Genomic DNA, 18,363 nt, shown 5'->3' with positions numbered 1-18,363 from the left:
TCTGAATCATCCCGATTACCGGGACGTCACTCGCCCTTGGCCTTGGCGATGATGTCGTCCGCCACGTTCCGCGGAACCTCGGCGTACGAGTCGAACTGCATCGAGTAGCTTGCGCGACCAGAGGTCTTGCTGCGCAGGTCACCGACGTAGCCGAACATCTCGGAGAGCGGCACCAGCGCCTTGACGACGCGGGCACCGTGACGCTCCTCCATGGCCCGGATCTGGCCACGGCGGGAGTTGATGTCGCCGATCACGTCGCCCATGTAGTCCTCGGGGGTGGTGACCTCGACGGCCATCATCGGCTCCAGCAGAGCCGGCGACGCCTTCTTGGCACCTTCCTTGAACGCCATGGAACCGGCGATCTTGAACGCGAGCTCGGACGAGTCGACGTCGTGCGACGCACCGTCGAGCAGGCTCACGCGGACGCCCTGGAGCGGGTAGCCGGCGAGCACGCCGAACTCCATGGCCTCCTGGCAACCGGCGTCGACCGAGGGGATGTACTCCTTCGGAACGCGGCCACCGGTGACCTTGTTCACGAACTCGTAGCCCTCGCCGGACTCCAGCGGCTCGATCGCGATCTGGATCTTCGCGAACTGGCCGGAACCACCGGTCTGCTTCTTGTGCGTGTAGTCGATGCGCTCGACGGCCTTGCGGATCGTCTCGCGGTACGCGACCTGCGGCTTGCCGACGTTGGCCTCGACCTTGAACTCACGGCGCATGCGGTCGACCAGCACCTCGAGGTGCAGCTCGCCCATGCCCGCGATGATCGTCTGGCCGGTCTCCTCGTCGGTGTTGACCTGGAAGGAGGGGTCCTCCTCGGCCAGGCGCTGGATGGCGACACCCAGCTTCTCCTGGTCGCCCTTGGACTTGGGCTCGATCGCGACGCGGATGACCGGGGCCGGGAAGTCCATGGACTCCAGGATGACCGGCTGCTTCTCGTCGGACAGCGTCTCACCGGTGGTGGTCTGCTTGAGGCCCATCACGGCGATGATGTCGCCGGCGCCCACCGAGTCGATCTCCTCACGCTTGTTCGCGTGCATGCGGTAGATCTTGCCGATGCGCTCCTTCTTGCCCTTGACGGAGTTCAGCACCGAGGTGCCGGACTCCAGGCGGCCGGAGTACACGCGGACGAAGGTGAGCTTGCCCAGGTGCGGGTCGGACATGATCTTGAACGCGAGCGCGGCGAGCGGCTCGTCGTCCGAGGCCTGCCGGACGATCTTCTCGTCGGGGTTGTTCGGCTTCGTACCCTCGATGCCCTCGATGTCGAGGGGCGACGGCAGGTACTTCACGACCGCGTCGAGCAGGGGCTGGACGCCCTTGTTCTTGAAGGCCGAGCCGCAGAAGATCGGGGTGAAGTCCGAGTTCAGGGTGCCCTTGCGGATCGCGGCGACCAGCAGCTCCTCGGGGATGTCCTCGCCCTCCAGGGCGAGCTCCATCACCTCGTCGCTGACGTTCGACACGGTGTCGAGCAGGGCCTCGCGGTACTCCTCGGCCTTGTCGGCGAGGTCGGCCGGGATGTCGACGACGTCGTACATCTCGCCCTTGGGCGCGTCCGCGGACCAGACCAGGGCCTTCATCTTCACCAGGTCGACGACACCGGTGAAGTCACCCTCGGCGCCGATCGGCAGCTGCATGACCAGCGGGGTGGCGCCGAGGCGGTCCACGATGGTCTGCACGCAGAAGTAGAAGTCGGCACCCGTGCGGTCCAGCTTGTTGATGAAGCAGATGCGCGGGACGCCGTAGCGGTCAGCCTGCCGCCACACGGTCTCGGACTGGGGCTCGACACCGGCGACACCGTCGAACACCGTCACGCCACCGTCGAGCACGCGCAGCGAGCGCTCCACCTCGACGGTGAAGTCGACGTGGCCCGGGGTGTCGATGATGTTGATGGTGTTGTCGACGCCATCGAGGGTCCAGTGACAGGTCGTCGCGGCCGACGTGATGGTGATGCCGCGCTCCTGCTCCTGCTCCATCCAGTCCATCGTGGCAGCGCCGTCGTGGACCTCACCGATCTTGTACGAGACACCGGTGTAGAACAGGATCCGCTCGGTGGTGGTGGTCTTGCCCGCGTCGATGTGCGCCATGATCCCGATGTTGCGGACCTTGGCGAGGTCAAGGGAGGTTGCAGCCATGGTGGCTCGTTCTCTCTCTGTCTAGTGACGGGGTTCGGACTACCAGCGGTAGTGCGCGAAGGCCTTGTTCGACTCGGCCATCTTGTGGGTGTCCTCGCGGCGCTTCACGGAGGCGCCCAGACCGTTGCTGGCGTCGAGGATCTCGTTGAGCAGGCGCTCGGTCATGGTCTTCTCGCGGCGGGCGCGGGAGTAGCCGACCAGCCAGCGCAGCGCCAGGGTGTTGGCGCGGCCCGGACGGACCTCGACCGGCACCTGGTAGGTGGCGCCACCGACGCGGCGGGACTTGACCTCGAGGGTCGGCTTGACGTTCTCCAGGGCGCGCTTGAGCGCGACCACCGGGTCGGCGCCGGTCTTCTCGCGGACGCCCTCGAGGGCGCCGTAGACGATCCGCTCGGCGGTGGAGCGCTTGCCGTGCAGCAGGATCTTGTTGACCAGCGAGGTCACCAGCGGGGAGCCGTAGACCGGGTCGATGATGACCGGGCGCTTCGGGGCGGGGCCCTTACGAGGCATTCTTACTTCTCCTTCTTGGCGCCGTAGCGGCTGCGAGCCTGCTTGCGGTTCTTGACACCCTGGGTGTCGAGCGAGCCGCGGATGATCTTGTAGCGGACACCAGGAAGGTCCTTCACACGGCCACCGCGGACCAGCACGATGGAGTGCTCCTGCAGGTTGTGGCCCTCGCCCGGAATGTAAGCGGTGACCTCGATCCCGCTGGTGAGGCGCACACGGGCGACCTTGCGGAGAGCCGAGTTCGGCTTCTTCGGGGTGGTCGTGTACACACGCGTGCAGACGCCGCGGCGCTGGGGCGAACCCTTCAGTGCGGGCGTCTTGTTCTTCTCGACCTTGTCCTGCCGGCCCTTTCGGACCAGCTGCTGGATCGTAGGCACCGTTTCTCCGTTTTCTGTGTGCCAAGGCTTGGTGGAACTAACCTGCGGTATGGCCCGCACACTCCGACCCACGCGGTCGGGCGTGTTGGGCCTTCTTCGGGGGAAGAATCGCGGAATCCCATGAGCTGCGCTGCGGCTACGGCGCACACCGAGCGGGTGGAGTCTCCGCTGCGGCGGCCGATCTGCTGGCACGCACAAGGACCCGGGCACACCCCAGGCACAAGGTCAGAGCGTACCTAGCGCACAGGCGGCGGTCAAAACAAATGGAGTGCGCCCGGTTGCGCGGGCCCGTGGATCAGTCCACGGCCGCCAGCGGCGGGCCGTCGGCGCGCAGCCGGTGGCGGCGTCCGGCGCGACGCCCGGCGGACGGGGTGCCGGCGTGGTCGGAGGCGAACGCCGGGACGACCAGCAGCAGCGCGGCCAGCGCGTACAGCGCGGTCCACACCACCCAGCCGCCCGGGGGCAGCCAGTGCGCGTGCCGGTTGAACAGCGAGCCGCTGGTGCCGACCCCGAAGCGGCGCAGCGTCCAGTAGAAGGCCGCCAGGTTGGCCAGGGCCAGCGGGAGCACCACCGTCGCGGTGAGCCGGCGCCAGGGCAGCGCGGGGCCGCCGGAGGCCGTCCGGTCGGCCAGCACGGCGCCGCACAGCAGCGGCAGGCCGACCGCGAAGGGCATCAGGTAGCGGCCCTGCCAGACCGGGCCGAGGTGGTACTGGGCGGCCTGGGCGAGCGGCGGGGCGAGCACGATGCCGAGCGCGACCAGGACCGCCGAGAGGGCGTCCCGGCGGCGGCCCAGCACCACCGTCAGCACCGCGAGCAGGCCGATCGCCGCGGTCCACACCACCCAGGTGAGGACCGTCGGCTTGGTGTCCAGCCAGCCGAACCAGCCGATCATCTGGTGGATGTAGTCCATGCTGTTGCCGAACGCGTCCTTGGCCGCGACGGCGGGCGAGTTGTACCAGGGCGGGAGCGTGATCACCGAGTGGTCCGGGTGGCTGCGGGACCAGAGCAGCGCCCCGACCGAGGCGGTCCCGAGCAGCACCGTCCAGCCCCACAGCGCCTTGCGGCGCAGCAGCGGGCGCAGCGCCCCGCGCCGGTGCACCAGCAGGCCGACGACGGCCGCGCCGGCGAACCAGAGCAGGCCCAGCGGACGGATGTTGATCAGCACCAGGCCGCCGATGCCGAGCCGGGCCAGCCGGCGGTTGAGCAGCAGCGGGTCGGGCGAGCGCAGCATCGCCAGCATCGCCGACCAGACCAGGATGCCCGCCGCGATCTCGCCGCCGCTGGGGTTGACCATGCCGGCCAGGAACAGCGCCGTCGGGGTCGCGGCGACCAGCAGGCCGGTCATCGCGGGCCGCCGGCTGCGCCACTCCGCGGCGGTGACCATCGCGCTGGCCAGCAGGGCGGCGCAGAGCACCGCCGACAGCAGGCGCATCAGGTAGAGCGCGGTCGGGCCGTCGGTGACCAGGCTGGGCAGTCCGGCGTACAGGTAGTAGGCCGGGTGGTAGCGGCCGGCCGCGGTGGTGACCTGGACGGTCGGGCCGCCGGAGCCGATCTTCGGGGCGCAGCTCGCCGGGACGGCGGGCTGCCAGCTGTAGCACTCGTGCTCGTGCGGCAGTTGGGCATACCAGCCGGGCAGTCGGACGCCGGTCTCGGCGAACTCCGAGTCCACCCCGGCGACGGTGTGCTCGACCATCACCTCGGGGCCGCCGAACTGGCCGCGGGCGACCGCGGCGGCCCGGATGAAGTGCGCGTGCTCGTCCGGGGAGGCGGCCAGCGGGGTGGCCGCGGCCCAGGCCCCGGCGAGGGCGAGGAACACCGCGAAGGAGCACAGCCACAGGCGGCGGCGGGTGCGGACGGCCCAGTCGGCCAGCCGGGTCAGCCCGGCGGCGAGGCGGCTGGGCCTCACCGGATGTAGCTCAGCCACGACTGGTCACCCTCCGCGGAGCAGGTGTGGCCGGGCGCGAACTTCGGGCAGCTGCCGTCCAGTTTGCGCACGGTGTGGGAGACCCACGGCAGCACCCGGTAGGTGCCGTCCTGGGCGGGCATGTAGCGGTCCGCCATCGAGGAGGAGACGGTGCCGAGCAGGAGCAGCAGCCCGACCAGGGCGCCGGCCACCGCGCCGGTGCGGCCGACCGGGCCGAACAGCGCGGCCGGGTCGGTGTCGCCGGCGGTGTTCCGCCGCTCGGCCAGCCGCTTGGTGACCAGGTGCACGGTCAGTGCGCACACCACCATGCCGCAGTACAGCAGTTGGTTGTTGGTGCGGGTGTACAGCTGCACGGTCTGGGTGGAGTACATGTGCGAGGCGATGTACATCCGCATCAGCCAGGCGCTGACGAACATCGCCACGATGGTGACCGGCAGCGGCTGGCGCAGGCCCATCCAGAGCACCAGGCCCAGGCAGACGAAGGTGACCACCGCGAACAGGCCGACGCCGCCGTACTCGCCGAGCGGCGGCCAGTCGCCGACGTTCTTGCCCGGCATGTCGGTGCGCCACATCAGGTAGTAGGCGGGGTCGGTGTAGTTGTCGAACCGGAAGTTCGTGTCCTTGGTGTTCTGGCCCTCGACCAGCATCACGTGCAGGTAGCTCCCGGCCACCACCAGGAACCCGACCAGCGAGGCGGCCAGGTAGCCGAGGCCCTTCCACCGGCCGGTGCGCCACGGGAAGTAGAGCAGGGCGGCGAGCAGCACGCCGGCCGCGCTCCACAGGAACCAGCCCGAGTAGGTGAGGAACATGACGCCCAGCAGCACGCCGAAGCCGCCGCCGACCGCCAGCAGCAGCGGCCAGCGCTGGTTCCCGCTGCGGCGCAGCGCCACCACCATCGCCACCAGGGTGGGGATCAGCACGGCGAGCACGGTCTGGCTGTACGGCTTGTAGGCGTCGATCAGGGTGAAGGCGGGGGCGACGCCGAAGGCCAGCGCCCGGACCGGGCTGAGCAGCATCCGCCAGGCCAGGTAGGTCAGCGGGCCGAACGCCGCCGCGCCCAGGATCTGGAGGTCCTTGAAGGCGTAGGCGGTGTTGCCGCCGCGGAACCACTCGGCGTAGTAGCCGAGGGTGTAGAGCGGGCCGGGCGGGTACACCGGGGAGCCGGACGGCTGCCCGTTGGCGACCGCGTGCGCCCACTCGACGATCCGGCCGCTGTCGCCGTTCAGGCCGAACATCGGCCAGGGCGTGCCGAGCAGCGCGACCACGGCGCCCGCGGCGACGAAGCCGCTGGCCAGGCCGACCACGGCGGCCGCGGCGAACCGGGTGACCAGGTCGAAGTGCCGGCCGCGGCGGAACCGGGCGGCCAGCAGCACCGCGGCGACGCAGAGCAGGCCCAGCAGGGCGAACCGGAACTGGATCGCGGCCAGGCCGCTGACCTGGGCGATCCGGTCCAGCGGGTTGAGCTTGAAGCGGTGCGCCAGGTAGGGGAGGACCAGCGCGGCGGCGAAGGCCACCGCCGCCTCGGCGGCCAGCAGTGCGGGCGGGGATCCCAGCAGCCGGGCCCATCCGGACCCGCCGCGGCCGCGCGCGCCGCGGTTCTTGTCGGGGCCCGGCACGACGGCAGCCGACCCTTCGGTACTGACAGTCACTGGTTGGCTTCCTCGATCGCTGGTCGTCGTCCGGCGCCGCAGAGGGGGCAGCGATCTCGCATCCTACTGGGCGGCCCACGAACGGGGGTTTGCGGGCGCGACCACCGGGGAAGCCGGGCCGGGGGCGTGCGCGGTCCGGGCGCAGGTGCAGGTAGGGCGCGGCAGGACGCGCCGGGCGACCCCGGCTCAGGCCGAGACGAGGGCCAGCAGGAGGAAGAGCACCCAGCCGGCCACCGACAGCCAGCCCAGGACCAGGCCGAGCACCGCCAGGCCGTCGCCGTCCTCGCGGGTGACGCGCATCCGGTTGCGGGCCATGTGGCCGGTGATCACGGCGGGCAGCCCGGTGACGCCGAAAGTGAGCACGGTCAGGCAGCCGAGCGTCGCGGAGGCCACCGCCAGGCCGTTGTTGCGGACGGGCCGCGAGGGCGGCGGCAGGTAGGCGGGCATGAAGGTCGGCGGCACCACCGGCACGGGCGCGCCGAAGGGCTGCACCATCGGCCCGGACGGCAGGTCGGCCACCAGCGAGGCCAACTGCCCGTAGGTGGCGGCCTGGTGGGCCGCGGACATCCGGTGCTCGTACTCGGCGGCGGTCAGCCGGCCCTCGGAGAAGGCGGCCTTCAGCACGTCGATGGTGCGTTCCCGGTCGGAGTTGGCGGCCCGCATCGCGGACTGCGGCGTCGGCGCCGGCTGCCAGGGCTGCTGCCCGTACGGCGCCGGCGACCCCCACTGACCTGCCACCGCGGCCTCCTCCCGTTCCCCGTGCTGCGCGTGCGCTCCCAGCATGCAGGACGAACGGAGGGCCCGGGTAGTTGCCGGTCCCGGCGGGAGAAGGGACGGCGTACCGCCGAACGGGGGATGTGCGGGTGGAGGAACGGTCGTAGGGTCACGTCAGGCCCGCCCCGGCCGCCGCCCCGCCCGGCCGGGCGCCCGGCCGGAACGCGTCGGAAAAAAAATCCGTCCGGACCGCAGGACCCGTCCGGACCGACCTCGACCAGGAGGCCACCCGCCATGGAGGCGACCACCCCGCCGCCCGCCGTCTCGATCCGCGACCTGTGGAAGCGCTTCGGCGCGCAGACCGCCGTCGCCGGGCTGAGCCTCGACCTGCCCGCCGGGTCGTTCATCGGCCTGGTCGGCCCGAACGGGGCCGGCAAGACCACCACGCTGTCGATGGTCACCGGGCTGCTGCGGCCCGACCGGGGCACGGTGCTGGTGCACGGCGCGGACGTGTGGCGGGACCCGGTCGCGGTGAAGGCCCGGATCGGCATCCTGCCGGAGGGGCTGCGGATGTTCGAGCGGCTCAGCGGGCGCGAGCTGCTGCGGTTCAACGGCCGGCTGCGCGGGCTGGACGGCCCGGAGACCGACCGGCGGGCCGAGGAGCTGCTGGCGGTGCTCGACCTGGCCGGCGCCGCCGACAAGCTGGTGGCCGACTACTCCACCGGCATGCGCAAGAAGATCGGCCTGGCCGCCGCGCTGCTGCACAACCCGGACGTGCTGTTCCTGGACGAGCCGTTCGAGGGCGTCGACCCGGTCTCCGCGCAGACCATCCGCGGCGTGCTCACCCGGTACGCCGCCTCCGGGTCGACGGTGGTGTTCTCCAGCCACGTGATGGAGCTGGTCGAGTCGCTGTGCGACTGGGTCGCGGTGGTGAACGCCGGGCAGGTGGTCGCCGCCGGGCCGCTGGACGGGGTGCGCGGCGGGACGTCGCTGCACCAGGCGTTCCTCGGGCTGGTCGGCGTCCGCGAGGACGACGGGCAGGCGCTCGACTGGCTGGGCGGGGGCCACCGGTGAGCACCACCGCCGCCGCCGGGGACCGCGCCGTCGTCCGGTCCCTCGTCGCGCTCAAGCTCCGGCTGCTGCGGAACGGGCTGCGGCGCACGCCCGGGCTGGCCGCCGGGTACGTCCTCGGCCTCGTCGTCGGGCTGCTGTTCGGGCTGGGCGGCGCCGCCGGGCTGGCCGTGCTGCACGGCCGGGCGGGGGCGGCCGACGCGGCCGCGGTGCTGGTCACCGGGCTGACGGCGTCCTGGGCGGCGATGCCGCTGTTCTTCTTCTCCAGCGACGAGAGCGCCGACCCGACCCGGCTGACCATGCTGCCGCTGCGGCCGGCCGTGCTGCTGCGCGGCACCCTGCTGGGCGGCCTGGTCGGGCCGGGGCCGCTGGTCAGCCTGCTGCTGCTGGCCGGCGCCGCGGTGGCGGCCGGGCGGGGCGCGGCCTCGGCGGTGGTGGCGGTGCTCGCGGTGCCGCTGACCCTGCTGGTGCTGGTCGCGCTGATCCGGGCGGTCGGGGCGGCCAACGCCCGGATGCTGTCCAGCCGGCGCGGCAAGGACTTCGCCGTCTTCGGCGGCCTGCTGTTCGCGGTGCTGGCGCAGGGCGGCAACCTCGCCCTGCAGAGCTCGCTGAACGGCTCCGGCCCGGGCGTCGACCTGTCGGTGCTGCACCCGTACGCCTCGGTGGTGCGGTGGCTCCCGCCGGTCGCGGCGATCGACGCGGTGCGCTCGGCCGGGGAGGGCGCCTACCCGGTCGCGGCCGGACAGCTGCTGCTGACCGCGGCTTTGTTGGCCGGGCTGCTGCGCTGGTGGCTGCGGAGCCTGCGGGACCTGATGGTCAGCGGCGACTCCTCGACCCTGCTGGAGCGCTCGCCCGCCGCCGCGGCCCGGGCGGCGGGCCGGTGGCGGCTGCTGCCCCCGGGCCGGGTCGGCGCGGTCGCCCAGCGGCAGCTGCGGTACGCCTGGCGGGAGCCCCGGGCGAAGGCCGCGGTGTTCACCGGCATCGGGATGACCGCGGTCTTCTCGGTGCTGTCGGTGGTGCAGGGCTGGGGCTCGGTGTACGTGATCGCGATCGGCGGGCTGATGCTCGGCCTGCAGGCCGGCAACCTGTTCGGCATGGACGGCTCCGGCTTCTGGATGATCGCCGCCACCCTCGCCACCCGGCGGGACGCCCGGGACGAGCTGCGCGGCCGGGCGCTGGCGGTCCTGGCGTACGCGGTGCCGGTGCTGCTGCTGTTCGGCCCGCCGGTGGCCGCCCTCACCGGCGACTGGAGCGGCCTGGCCCCGGCGCTCGGGCTGGCGCTGGCCGTGCTCGGCACCGCGGTCGGCCTGGGCTGCGTGATCAGCGTCCGCGCCCCGTACGCGCTGCCCGCCGACGGCAACCCGATGCGCAACGCGGCGCCCGGCCAGAACGGCGCGGTGCTGCTCAACGCCTTCGGCTCGATGGTCGGCGTGGCGGTGCTCTGCCTGCCGCTCGGCGCGCTGCTCGCCCTCCTGCTGCACGGCCACCACCCGGTCTGGCCGGTGCTGCCGGTCGGCGTGCTGTACGGGGCGGGCCTGGCCCTGCTGGGCGTCCGACTGGCCTCGGGGCGACTGGTGGAGCGGGCGCCGGAGATCCTCGCCGGGGTGATCGAGCGGTGACGGCCCGCCGGGCTCCGGCATCATGGAGGGCGTCCCCTCCCCCGTCCCCCTCGTAGGAAGCAGGAACCGCCGTGGCCAGCACCGATCAGCCCGTGGACGAGCTGGTGGCGGAGGCGGTGGCCCGGGTGGCGGGGGCGCCGGCCGGGGGGCTGGAGTACGTGGTGGACGGGGCGGCGTCGCTGCTGGCGGCGTCCGCGGAGCGGTGGCCGGGGGTGAGCCGGGCGCTGCTGGGGGCCGCCGAGCGGACGGTGGGCCGCTGCTGGGCGGCCGGGTGGCAGCCGGCCGACCTGGTGCGGGTGGCGCGGCGGGAGCTGGGCCCGGTGCAGGTCGCGCTGGCGGTGGACCTGATCGCGGCGGAGGGCCGGCGGCACCCGGCGGCGGCGCTGGACCGGCGCTGGCGCGAGCAGGTGCGGGAGCTGGACGCCCACCCGTGGTGGCCGTCCGACGAGGCGTACCTGTCGGAGTTCGCGGCCCGGCACCGGCTGGACCGGTTCGCGCTGGCGACGGCGGCGCTGGAGCTGCTGCGGGCCTGGGCGCTGCTGCCGCCGGTGCAGCCGGTGGGTCCGGGGCCCGGGCAGTCGGCCCCGCGGGCGGGCGGGCCGCGCGCGGACGAGCCGCGGATGCTGGGGCGGATCCGGGCGCTGCTGGCGAAGGCCGAGTCGACCGGGTTCCCGGACGAGGCGGAGGCGCTGACCGCGAAGGCGCAGGAGCTGATGGCCCGCCACTCGATCGACGAGGCGCTGCTGGCGGCGGGCGGCGGCCGGTCGGCGGACGATCCGGCGGCGGTCCGGATCGGGGTGGACAACCCGTACGAGGGCCCCAAGACGATGCTGCTGGACGCGGTGGCGGCGGCGAACCGGTGCCGGGTGGTGTGGGCGAAGGAGTTCGGGTTCTGCACGGTGGTCGGCTTCGACGCCGACCTGGACGCGGTGGAGCTGCTGTACACCTCGCTGCTGGTGCAGGCGACGGCGGCGATGCACCGGGCGGGCAGCCGCAAGCACGAGGACGGCGCGGCCCGGACCAAGGCGTTCCGGCAGTCCTTCCTGGTGGCGTACGCGGCCCGGATCCGGGAGCGGCTGGCCGAGGCCACCGAGCGGGCCACCGCGCAGGCCGACGAGGACGCCGCGGCCGGGCGCACGGCCGGGGGCGCGGCCGGGCACCCGGACGGCGCCGACCCGGACCGCGCGCCGCTGCCGGCCGTCCCGGACGGCGGCCTGCTGCCGGTACTGGCGGCCCGGGCGGAGGCCGTCGACGACGCTGTGGGCAAGATGTTCCCCAAACTGGTGTCGCAGCGGGTGCGGGTGAGCGACGGCGAGGGCTGGGTCGAGGGCCGGGCCGCCGCCGACCGGGCTTCCCTGCACCGCGGTTCGGGGCGCATCGCGCGCTGACCGGCCGGCGGCACCCCGTGACGGGGGAGGACCGATGGATTTCACCGACCGGGTGCGCGGCGCGCTGCTCGGGGGCGCGCTGGGCGACGCCCTGGGCTGGCCGATCGAGTTCCAGCGGCTGGAGCGGATCCGGGAGAGGTTCGGGCCGGACGGCCTGACCGACCTGGCGGACGCCGGGCTCGGCGGGCAGGTCACCGACGACACCCAGATGACCCTGTTCACCGCGGAGGGCCTGCTGCGCGGCGGCCGCCCGGAGGACCTGCACGCCGCCTACCGGCGCTGGTTCCTCACCCAGCGGCTGCCCGGACCGGAGCGCGACCCCGACGGCTGGCTGGCCGCCCAGGACTTCCTGTACGCCTCCCGGGCCCCGGGCAACGCCTGCACCACCGGGGTGGCCGCCGCCTACCGGCCGGCCGCCCCGTTCGGCCAGGACGGCCCGGTCAACCCGGGCTCCAAGGGCTGCGGGACGGTGATGCGCTCGGCCCCGTTCGGCCTGCTCGGGCTGGGCCCGGAGGAGGCGTTCCGGCAGGCCGCGGTGGCCGCGCAGCTGACCCACGGCCACCCCACCGGCTACCTCGCGGCGGGCGCGTTCGCGGCCCTGGTCGACCGGGTCGCCGCCGGGACGCCGCTGCGCCCGGCCGTGGACGCGGTGCTCGCCCAGCTGGACGCGCACCGGCTGGGCGCGGAGACCGGCGACGCGCTGCGCCGGGCCGTCCGGATCGCCGCGGAGGGCCCGGGCACGGCGGAGGCCGTGGAGCGGGTGGGGCTGGGCTGGATCGCCGAGGAGTGCCTGGCCATCGCCGTGTACGCGGCCCTGGCCGGGCCGGACGCCCGCGCCGCCCTGGTGCTGTCGGTCAACCACTCCGGCGACAGCGACTCCACCGGCGCGGTCTGCGGCAACCTGGTCGGCGCCCTGCACGGGCGGTCCGGCCTGCCCGCCGACTGGTGCGCCCTGGTGGAGGGCCGCGAGGTGGTCCTCCAGGTCGCCGACGACCTCGTCACCGCCGCCGCGGCCGCCGCCACCGGCGGCGACCGGTCGGCCCTGGACGCCCGCTACCCGCGGCCCGCGACGGCGCCCGGACCCGCCGCCGGGCCCGTCCCCGCCGCCGTTGCCGCACCCGTCCCCACCGCCCCCGCCGCCCCGGGCGGGCCGGGCGGGCCGGGCGGGCCGGAGCGGGCGCGGTTCCGGCCGCGCGGCCGAGCCTGAGCCGCTCCCCGGCGGCGGCCCGGGAGCCCGCGGTTCAGTCCCAGAGCGCGCCGAGGGCCAGCAGTTCGCGGCGGTACTCGATCCGGTCGGTCCACTCGCGCGGCCAGGCGTCCGCGCCGTGCCGGGTCCCGGCGAAGGCACCGGCCAGGCAGGCCAGCGAGTCGGAGTCGCCGGAGGAGACCGCGGCGCGGCGGACGGCGGCGACCGGGTCGTCGGGCAGCAGCAGGAAGCAGAGCAGGGCGGTGGCGAGGGCCTCCTCGGCGATCCAGCCCGCGCCGGTGCGCTCGCACGGGTCGGCGTCGAGGTCGGGGGCGGCGAGCGCGGCGTCGAGCCGGTCCAGGACGTCCAGGCAGTCGTCCCAGCCGCGGGCGATGAACTGCTCCGGGGTGCCGGTGTGGTCCCGGGCGGCGAGGTCGCCGAGCCAGAACTCGTCGTAGCGGGTGCGCTGTCGGTGCGCGTGGGCGCGCAGCCGGGCCGGGAGTTCGGCCGGCTCGACGCCCTGGGCGAGCCAGCGGACGGTGAACGCGGTGAGTTCGCTGGCGGCCAGCGCGGTGGGGTGGCCGTGGGTGAGGCCGGACTGCAACTGGGCGGCGCCGGCGACCTGGCGGTCGGTCAGTTCGCGGACCAGGCCGAGCGGGGCGACCCGCATGTTCGCGCCGCAGCCCTTGGAGCCGAGGTCGCCGGCGTCCTGCCAGGGGCGGCCGGTGGAGAGCCGGAAGCAGGAGCGCAGGCAGGTCGTGCCGGGGGCGCGGTCGTTGTCCGGGGAGCGCCACCAGTCCACGAACTCCTCGCGCAGCGGGAGTTCGAGGCGCAGCGGGACGAGCGGGCCCTCGGCCAGGGCGTCGCGCAGGGCGCGGGCCAGCGCGAGCGTCATCTGGGTGTCGTCGGTGACCTCGGCCTTCTTCGGGAGCGGGAGGCGCCGCCAGTCGGCGCTGATCCGCCCGATCTCGTCCAGGTCCAGGAACTCGGTGGGCTTGCCGAGCGCGTCCCCGATCGCCAGCCCCAGCATCGCCCCGGTCGCCCGCTTCACCGTGCGTTCCCCCTCAGATCTCGACCAGCAGTTCCTCCAGCCCCCGGATCACGTAGCCGGGGCGCCGGTCGGGCTCGCGCCGCAGCGTCAGCCCGGGGGCCTTGCGGAGCAGCGCGCCGTAGGACTCGGTGAGTTCCATTCTGGCGAGCGGGGCGCCGAGGCAGAAGTGGATTCCGGCGCCGAAGCTGAGGTGCGGGTTGTCGGTGCGGCCGAGGTCGAGCCGCTCGGGGTCGGTGAAGCGCTCGGGGTCGTGGTTGGCGGAGCCGAACAGCAGGGCGACCTCGGCGCCGCGCGGGATGTGCGTGCCGGCCACCTCGATGTCGTCCAGCACCCAGCGTTCGAACATCTGCAGCGGGGTGTCGTAGCGCATCAGCTCCTCGACGGCGGTGGGCAGCAGTTCGTCCACCGCGCCGCGCAGCCGGGCGAGTTCGCCGGGGTTGCGGAACAGGGCGAGCCAGCCGTTGCCGGTGGTGTTGACGGTGGCCTCGTGGCCGGCGTTGAGCAGCAGCACGCAGGTGGAGACCACCTCCTGCTCGCTGAGCGACTGCCCGTCCTCGGCGGCCAGGGCCAGCGCGCTGATCAGGTCGGGGCCCGGGTCGGCGCGTCGGCGGCGGATCAACTCCCGCAGGTAGGACGAGAATTCGATGCTGGCGGTGACGGCGCGGCGGGCCGTCTCCGCGCTCGGGTGGAGTTCGAACATGCCGGTGATGTCGGCGGACCAGGGGCGCAGCAGGTGCCGGTCCGGCTCGGGGACGCCCAGCAGCTCGGCGATCACCGCGACCGGCAGCGGTTCGGCGACCCGGGCGATCAGGTCGCCGCCGCCCTCGGCGAGCAGGCCGTCGACGAGTTCGCCGGCCAGCCTGCGGACGGCGGGGCGCAGCGACTCGACCGTGCGCGGGGTGAAGACCTTGGCGACCAGGCGGCGGATCCGGGCGTGGTCGGGGCCCTCCAGGTCCAGCAGGCCGTGGTCGTTGAGGGTGTGGAACGGCTCGTGGGCGGGGTCCGGCGCGGGCCGCCCGAACTCCTCGTGGGTGAACCGGTGCGTGTGGGTGCGGCCGAGCCGCCGGTCCCGCAGCAGCGCGTTGACGTCGGCGTGCCGGGAGACCAGCCACTGGCCGGTCGGCGCGTAGTGGTGGACGGGCGCCCGCTCGCGCAGCGCGGCGTACGCCGGGTAGGGGTGCGCCACGAACGCGGCCGACCACGGGTCGAAGGCGTCGATCGCCATGGGGTCCTCCCTGCTCGTCGGGCCGCCATGCTACGGGCCCCGGCCCGCCGCGCGGCGGGCCGGGCGCCCCGGGCGGGCGGCGGCTCAGGGACCGGACAGGTCGCCGTCCACCAGGCGGGCCACCAGCGCGGGCAGCGCGGTCGAGATCGGCGTGCGGACCACCTCGTGCGCCTCCCCGTCGTACGGCGTGGGCTCGCCGTTGACCACGATCAGCCGCGCGCCGTGCTCCAGCGCGATCCGCGGCAGCAGCGCCGCCGGGTGCACCTGGAGCGAGCTGCCGACCGCCAGGAACACCTGGCAGTTCCGGGCGATCGTGCCCGCCTGTTCCAGCACCCGCTCGTCCAGCGCCTCGCCGAACATCACGGTGCACGGCCGCAGCACCCCGCCGCAGCGCTCGCACGCCGGGTCGTCCTCGCCGGCGGCGACCCGCGCCAGCGCCGCCGCCATCGGGCCGGACTCCCCGCAGCCCGCGCACCGCACCCCGGTGGCCGTGCCGTGCAGTTCGAGCACCTTGCGCGGGGAGACGCCGGCCGCCTGGTGCAGCCCGTCCACGTTCTGGGTGAGCACCCGCACCGGGACGCCCGCCCGCTCCAGGTCCGCCAGCGCCCGGTGCCCGGCGTTCGGCCGGGCGCCGATCGCGCCCGCGTCCCGCCGCATCAGCCAGGCCCGGCGCCGCACCTCGGCGCTCGCCAGGTACGGGCCGATCGTGACCAGCTCCTGCGCGCTCGGGTCCCGCTGCCAGAGCCCCTGCGGGCCCCGGTAGTCGGGGATGCCCGAGTCCGTGGAGATGCCCGCCCCCGTCAAGACCGCCACCAGCGGCCGCTTCCCGTTCATGCCCCGGACGGTACGGCCCGCGGCCCGCCGCGGCCAGCGGTTATCACCGGCCGGAACGCCAGCAGGTAGAGCGCCGCGCCGAGCGCCAGGAAGTCCAGCGACGCGCCCATCGCCAGGGTGCCCAGCAGCACCAGCGCCGGGCTCCACCACGGGACGGCCCGGCGGAGCGCCAGGCGGGCCAGCAGCCCGAGCAGGCCGACGTACAGCAGCAGCGGGACGACGGTGTACACCAGCGGCAGCACGCCCGGCACCGACTGCACCCGGTCGAACAGCGCCGAGCGGGCCGCCCGGTCGGCCGAGACGGCGTTCGCGTACAGGTCGATCCCGGCCTGCGCCAGGCCGGCCGCCACCCCGGCCCAGCCGAGGCCGAGCCAGGCCCGGCCCCACGCCCCGTCCCGGCCGCCCAGCCGCCACAGCTCCGGCAGCCCCGCGCCCAGCAGCGCCAGCCCGGCGAACAGCGCCAGGTGCCCCGCCGTCCAGCCGACGCCCACCCCGCGCGAGCCCGGCAGCAGCCGCACCAGCCCGTACACCGCCAGCAGCCCCGCCGCCCAGCCCAGCGCCCGACGTCCCGTCACCATCGCCCCAACCCCCTCGTGAGAGTGCCTTCCTGACACCCCCACCCTCCCGCGGCGGGCGCCGCCGCGCCTCCCCCGCGACGGCGATGCCCGGTCTCCCTCCCGCGGGGGAGCGCACCGCCCGCCCCGGCGGCGGGCGGGTCTCACTCCCCCGCCGTGACCGCCCCCGCCTCGTACGCGAAGACCACCGCGTGGACGCGGTCGCGCAGGCCGAGCTTCTGCAGCAGGTTGCTGACGTGGGTCTTCACGGTGTGCTCGCTGACCACCAGTTCGGCGGCGATCTCGGCGTTGGACATGCCCCGGGCGACCAGCCGCAGGGTCTCCGACTCCCGGGCGGTGAGCGACTCCAGCAGGCGCCGGAGCGGCCGGGCGACGGCCGGGGCGGCGCCGGTCTTGCGGGCGGTCACCTCGCCGATCACCCGGCGGGTGACGGACGGGGCGAGCAGCGCCTCGCCGGAGTGGACGACCCGGACGGCGTGGGCGAGGTCGTCGCGGCGGACGTCCTTGAGCAGGAAGCCGCTGGCCCCGGCGTACAGCGCGTCGAAGACGTAGTCGTCCACGTCGAAGGTGGTGAGCATGATGACCCGGCAGCCGGGGTGCTCGGCGCAGACCCGGCGGGCGGCCTCCAGGCCGTCCATGACGGGCATCCGGACGTCCAGCAGCAGGACGTCGGGGGCGTGCGCGCGGACGGCCTCCACGGCCTGCCGCCCGTCGCCGGCCTCGGCGACGACCTCGATGTCGGGCTGGGCGTCGAGGATCATGCCGAACCCGGCCCGGACCAGTTCCTGGTCGTCGGCAATCACCACGCGTATGGTCAACTTCCGTCCCTCTCTCAGGCGTTGATCGGCAGCTCTCAGGTGTCGAGCGGCAGCTCTCAGGCGTCGAGCGGCAGTACGGCGGCCACCAGGTAGCCGGGCCCGTCGGGTCGGGGCCCGGTCTCGGCGCTGCCGCCGCAGGCCGCCGCCCGCTCCCGGATGGAGAGCAGGCCGCGCCCGCCGGAGCGCCCGTCGACCCCGGCCGCCGCGCCCGCCCCCGCTCCCGCGCCGTCGTCGACCACCTCGACCGCCAGCAGCGCCCCGTCGCGGACCGCGACCCGGACGCCGACCCGCCGGGCGCCGGCGTGCTTGACCACGTTGGTGAGCGCCTCCTGGACGATCCGGAAGGCCGCCGCCTGCACCTCGGCCGGCCCGGCCTCCTCGATCTCGGCGTCGACCGCCACCCCGGAGTCGCGGACCCGCTGCAGCACGTCCGCGAGCTCGGCCAGCCGGGGCTGCGGGGCGAGCGCGGGCGCCGCGCCGCCCTCCTTCAGCACGCCCAGCGACCGCCGGAGCTGGACCATGGCGTCGCGCCCGGAGTCGGCGATGGCGTCGAACGCGCGGACCGCCCGGTCGGGGTCGCTGCGCACCACCAGCGGCCCGGCCTCGGCCTGGACGACCATCAGCGAGACCGCGTGGGCCAGGATGTCGTGCATCTCGCGGGCGATCCGGGCGCGCTCCTCGGCGACCGCGCGGGCGGCGTCGCTGGCGGCCCGCAGCCCGGCCTGCCGGGCCCGTTCGGCCTCGACGCCGGCCAGTCGGCGCAGCTCCCGCACCAGCGAGCCGAGCACGAAGCTGCCGACCGACACCACCAGGCTGAACAGCATGCCGCCGAAGGAGCGGGTGCCGACCACGTTGCCGACCACCGCGAAGGCCAGCAACGCGGCGCGCTGCCAGTCCCGGCCGCGGTCGGCGACGGTGTAGACGGCGACCGCCATGGCGACCTGGATCTGCGGCATCGCGAAGTGCGCGACCACCGACAGCGTGCAGGTGGGCACCGCGCAGGCCAGCAGCACCGCCCACGGGGCGCGGCGGCGCCACCACAGCGGCAGCGCCCCGGCCAGCGCCAGCGCGTAGGCCCACCACTGCCGTTCGGCCGCGTGCTCGTCGGTGTACACCCCCCAGAGCGAGACGCCGACGGCGAGCACCAGCAGCGGCCCGTCCACCGCCCAGGGCCGGGCCCGCCCCCAGGCCAGCAGCCCGTCCGTCCGCTTCCCCCACGTCCCCCGCGTCCCCATGGCCCGCATCCTCCCGCATCGTCGGCCGGCCGCCGCGCGCGCCTCCCGGCGCGGAACG

16 protein-coding genes are annotated in these 18,363 nt (G+C 74.7%); 4 read left to right on the top strand and 12 right to left on the bottom strand.

Features of this window, described 5'->3' with window-relative positions; genetic code table 11:
- Nucleotides 1-26: 26 nt before the first annotated feature.
- The 6 genes from fusA to ACIQVD_RS21660 form a co-directional block, all read right to left on the bottom strand.
- Nucleotides 27-2,132 (bottom strand): elongation factor G, encoded by a 2,106-nt coding sequence (fusA, locus tag ACIQVD_RS21685; protein ID WP_100837819.1) that lies wholly within the window; start codon nucleotides 2,130-2,132, stop codon nucleotides 27-29.
- A 39-nt stretch (nucleotides 2,133-2,171) separates the two neighbouring features.
- Nucleotides 2,172-2,642: a 30S ribosomal protein S7 gene (gene rpsG, locus ACIQVD_RS21680; protein WP_030457432.1), complete on the bottom strand. Its 471-nt coding sequence runs from the start codon at nucleotides 2,640-2,642 to the stop codon at nucleotides 2,172-2,174.
- A 2-nt stretch (nucleotides 2,643-2,644) separates the two neighbouring features.
- Nucleotides 2,645-3,016: a 30S ribosomal protein S12 gene (gene rpsL / locus ACIQVD_RS21675; protein WP_014144289.1), complete on the bottom strand. Its 372-nt coding sequence runs from the start codon at nucleotides 3,014-3,016 to the stop codon at nucleotides 2,645-2,647.
- Between the two features lie 295 nt (nucleotides 3,017-3,311).
- Nucleotides 3,312-4,940 (bottom strand): DUF2142 domain-containing protein, encoded by a 1,629-nt coding sequence (locus ACIQVD_RS21670; protein WP_402291191.1) that lies wholly within the window; start codon nucleotides 4,938-4,940, stop codon nucleotides 3,312-3,314.
- On the bottom strand, nucleotides 4,919-6,589 hold the full coding sequence (locus tag ACIQVD_RS21665; RefSeq protein ID WP_402291189.1) for a hypothetical protein: 1,671 nt from the start codon (nucleotides 6,587-6,589) through the stop codon (nucleotides 4,919-4,921). The genes ACIQVD_RS21670 and ACIQVD_RS21665 overlap by 22 nt, the downstream gene beginning before the upstream one ends.
- A 186-nt stretch (nucleotides 6,590-6,775) precedes the next feature.
- Nucleotides 6,776-7,327: a DUF1707 and DUF4190 domain-containing protein gene (locus tag ACIQVD_RS21660; protein WP_400687319.1), complete on the bottom strand. Its 552-nt coding sequence runs from the start codon at nucleotides 7,325-7,327 to the stop codon at nucleotides 6,776-6,778.
- A gap of 270 nt (nucleotides 7,328-7,597) precedes the next feature.
- Here ACIQVD_RS21660 and ACIQVD_RS21655 point away from each other — a divergent pair, with 270 nt between their 5' ends.
- From ACIQVD_RS21655 to ACIQVD_RS21640, 4 genes are all read left to right on the top strand, one after another.
- Complete coding sequence (locus tag ACIQVD_RS21655) at nucleotides 7,598-8,377, top strand: ABC transporter ATP-binding protein (RefSeq protein WP_400687321.1); 780 nt, start codon at nucleotides 7,598-7,600, stop codon at nucleotides 8,375-8,377.
- The gene (locus tag ACIQVD_RS21650; RefSeq protein WP_402291186.1) at nucleotides 8,374-9,993 is read left to right on the top strand and encodes a transporter; all 1,620 of its coding nucleotides are present in this window, start codon (nucleotides 8,374-8,376) and stop codon (nucleotides 9,991-9,993) included. Before ACIQVD_RS21655 ends, ACIQVD_RS21650 begins: the two co-directional genes overlap by 4 nt.
- 71 nt (nucleotides 9,994-10,064) lie before the next feature.
- Nucleotides 10,065-11,381 (top strand): DUF2786 domain-containing protein, encoded by a 1,317-nt coding sequence (locus ACIQVD_RS21645; protein WP_402291184.1) that lies wholly within the window; start codon nucleotides 10,065-10,067, stop codon nucleotides 11,379-11,381.
- 34 nt (nucleotides 11,382-11,415) lie between these two features.
- Nucleotides 11,416-12,588 carry an ADP-ribosylglycohydrolase family protein gene (locus tag ACIQVD_RS21640; RefSeq protein ID WP_402291182.1) on the top strand — a complete coding sequence of 391 codons (1,173 nt, stop codon included), beginning with the start codon at nucleotides 11,416-11,418 and terminating at the stop codon, nucleotides 12,586-12,588.
- A gap of 34 nt (nucleotides 12,589-12,622) precedes the next feature.
- Here the strand turns inward: ACIQVD_RS21640 and ACIQVD_RS21635 are convergent, their stop codons facing one another.
- From ACIQVD_RS21635 to ACIQVD_RS21610, 6 genes are all read right to left on the bottom strand, one after another.
- Nucleotides 12,623-13,597, bottom strand: a complete 975-nt coding sequence (locus ACIQVD_RS21635) for an ADP-ribosylglycohydrolase family protein (RefSeq protein WP_402291275.1) — start codon at nucleotides 13,595-13,597, stop codon at nucleotides 12,623-12,625.
- A 34-nt stretch (nucleotides 13,598-13,631) separates the two neighbouring features.
- On the bottom strand, nucleotides 13,632-14,843 hold the full coding sequence (locus ACIQVD_RS21630; protein ID WP_402291180.1) for a cytochrome P450: 1,212 nt from the start codon (nucleotides 14,841-14,843) through the stop codon (nucleotides 13,632-13,634).
- 84 nt (nucleotides 14,844-14,927) lie between these two features.
- Nucleotides 14,928-15,677 carry an SIR2 family NAD-dependent protein deacylase gene (locus tag ACIQVD_RS21625; RefSeq protein WP_400687331.1) on the bottom strand — a complete coding sequence of 250 codons (750 nt, stop codon included), beginning with the start codon at nucleotides 15,675-15,677 and terminating at the stop codon, nucleotides 14,928-14,930.
- Nucleotides 15,674-16,255, bottom strand: coding sequence for a hypothetical protein (locus tag ACIQVD_RS21620; protein ID WP_400687333.1), 582 nt, complete (start codon nucleotides 16,253-16,255; stop codon nucleotides 15,674-15,676). Before ACIQVD_RS21620 ends, ACIQVD_RS21625 begins: the two co-directional genes overlap by 4 nt.
- A 140-nt stretch (nucleotides 16,256-16,395) precedes the next feature.
- Nucleotides 16,396-17,070, bottom strand: a complete 675-nt coding sequence (locus tag ACIQVD_RS21615) for a response regulator transcription factor (RefSeq protein WP_111554903.1) — start codon at nucleotides 17,068-17,070, stop codon at nucleotides 16,396-16,398.
- Between the two features lie 56 nt (nucleotides 17,071-17,126).
- Nucleotides 17,127-18,305, bottom strand: coding sequence for a sensor histidine kinase (locus ACIQVD_RS21610; RefSeq protein ID WP_400687337.1), 1,179 nt, complete (start codon nucleotides 18,303-18,305; stop codon nucleotides 17,127-17,129).
- Between the last annotated feature and the right edge of the window lie 58 nt (nucleotides 18,306-18,363).

The sequence above is a fragment of the Kitasatospora sp. NPDC090308 genome, assembly GCF_044769485.1.
In the GTDB taxonomy this organism is placed as follows: Bacteria; Actinomycetota; Actinomycetes; order Streptomycetales; family Streptomycetaceae; genus Kitasatospora; species Kitasatospora fiedleri.
The sequence above is the reverse complement of the archived record's forward strand: the minus strand, read 5'-3'. Positions and strand labels throughout refer to the sequence as shown.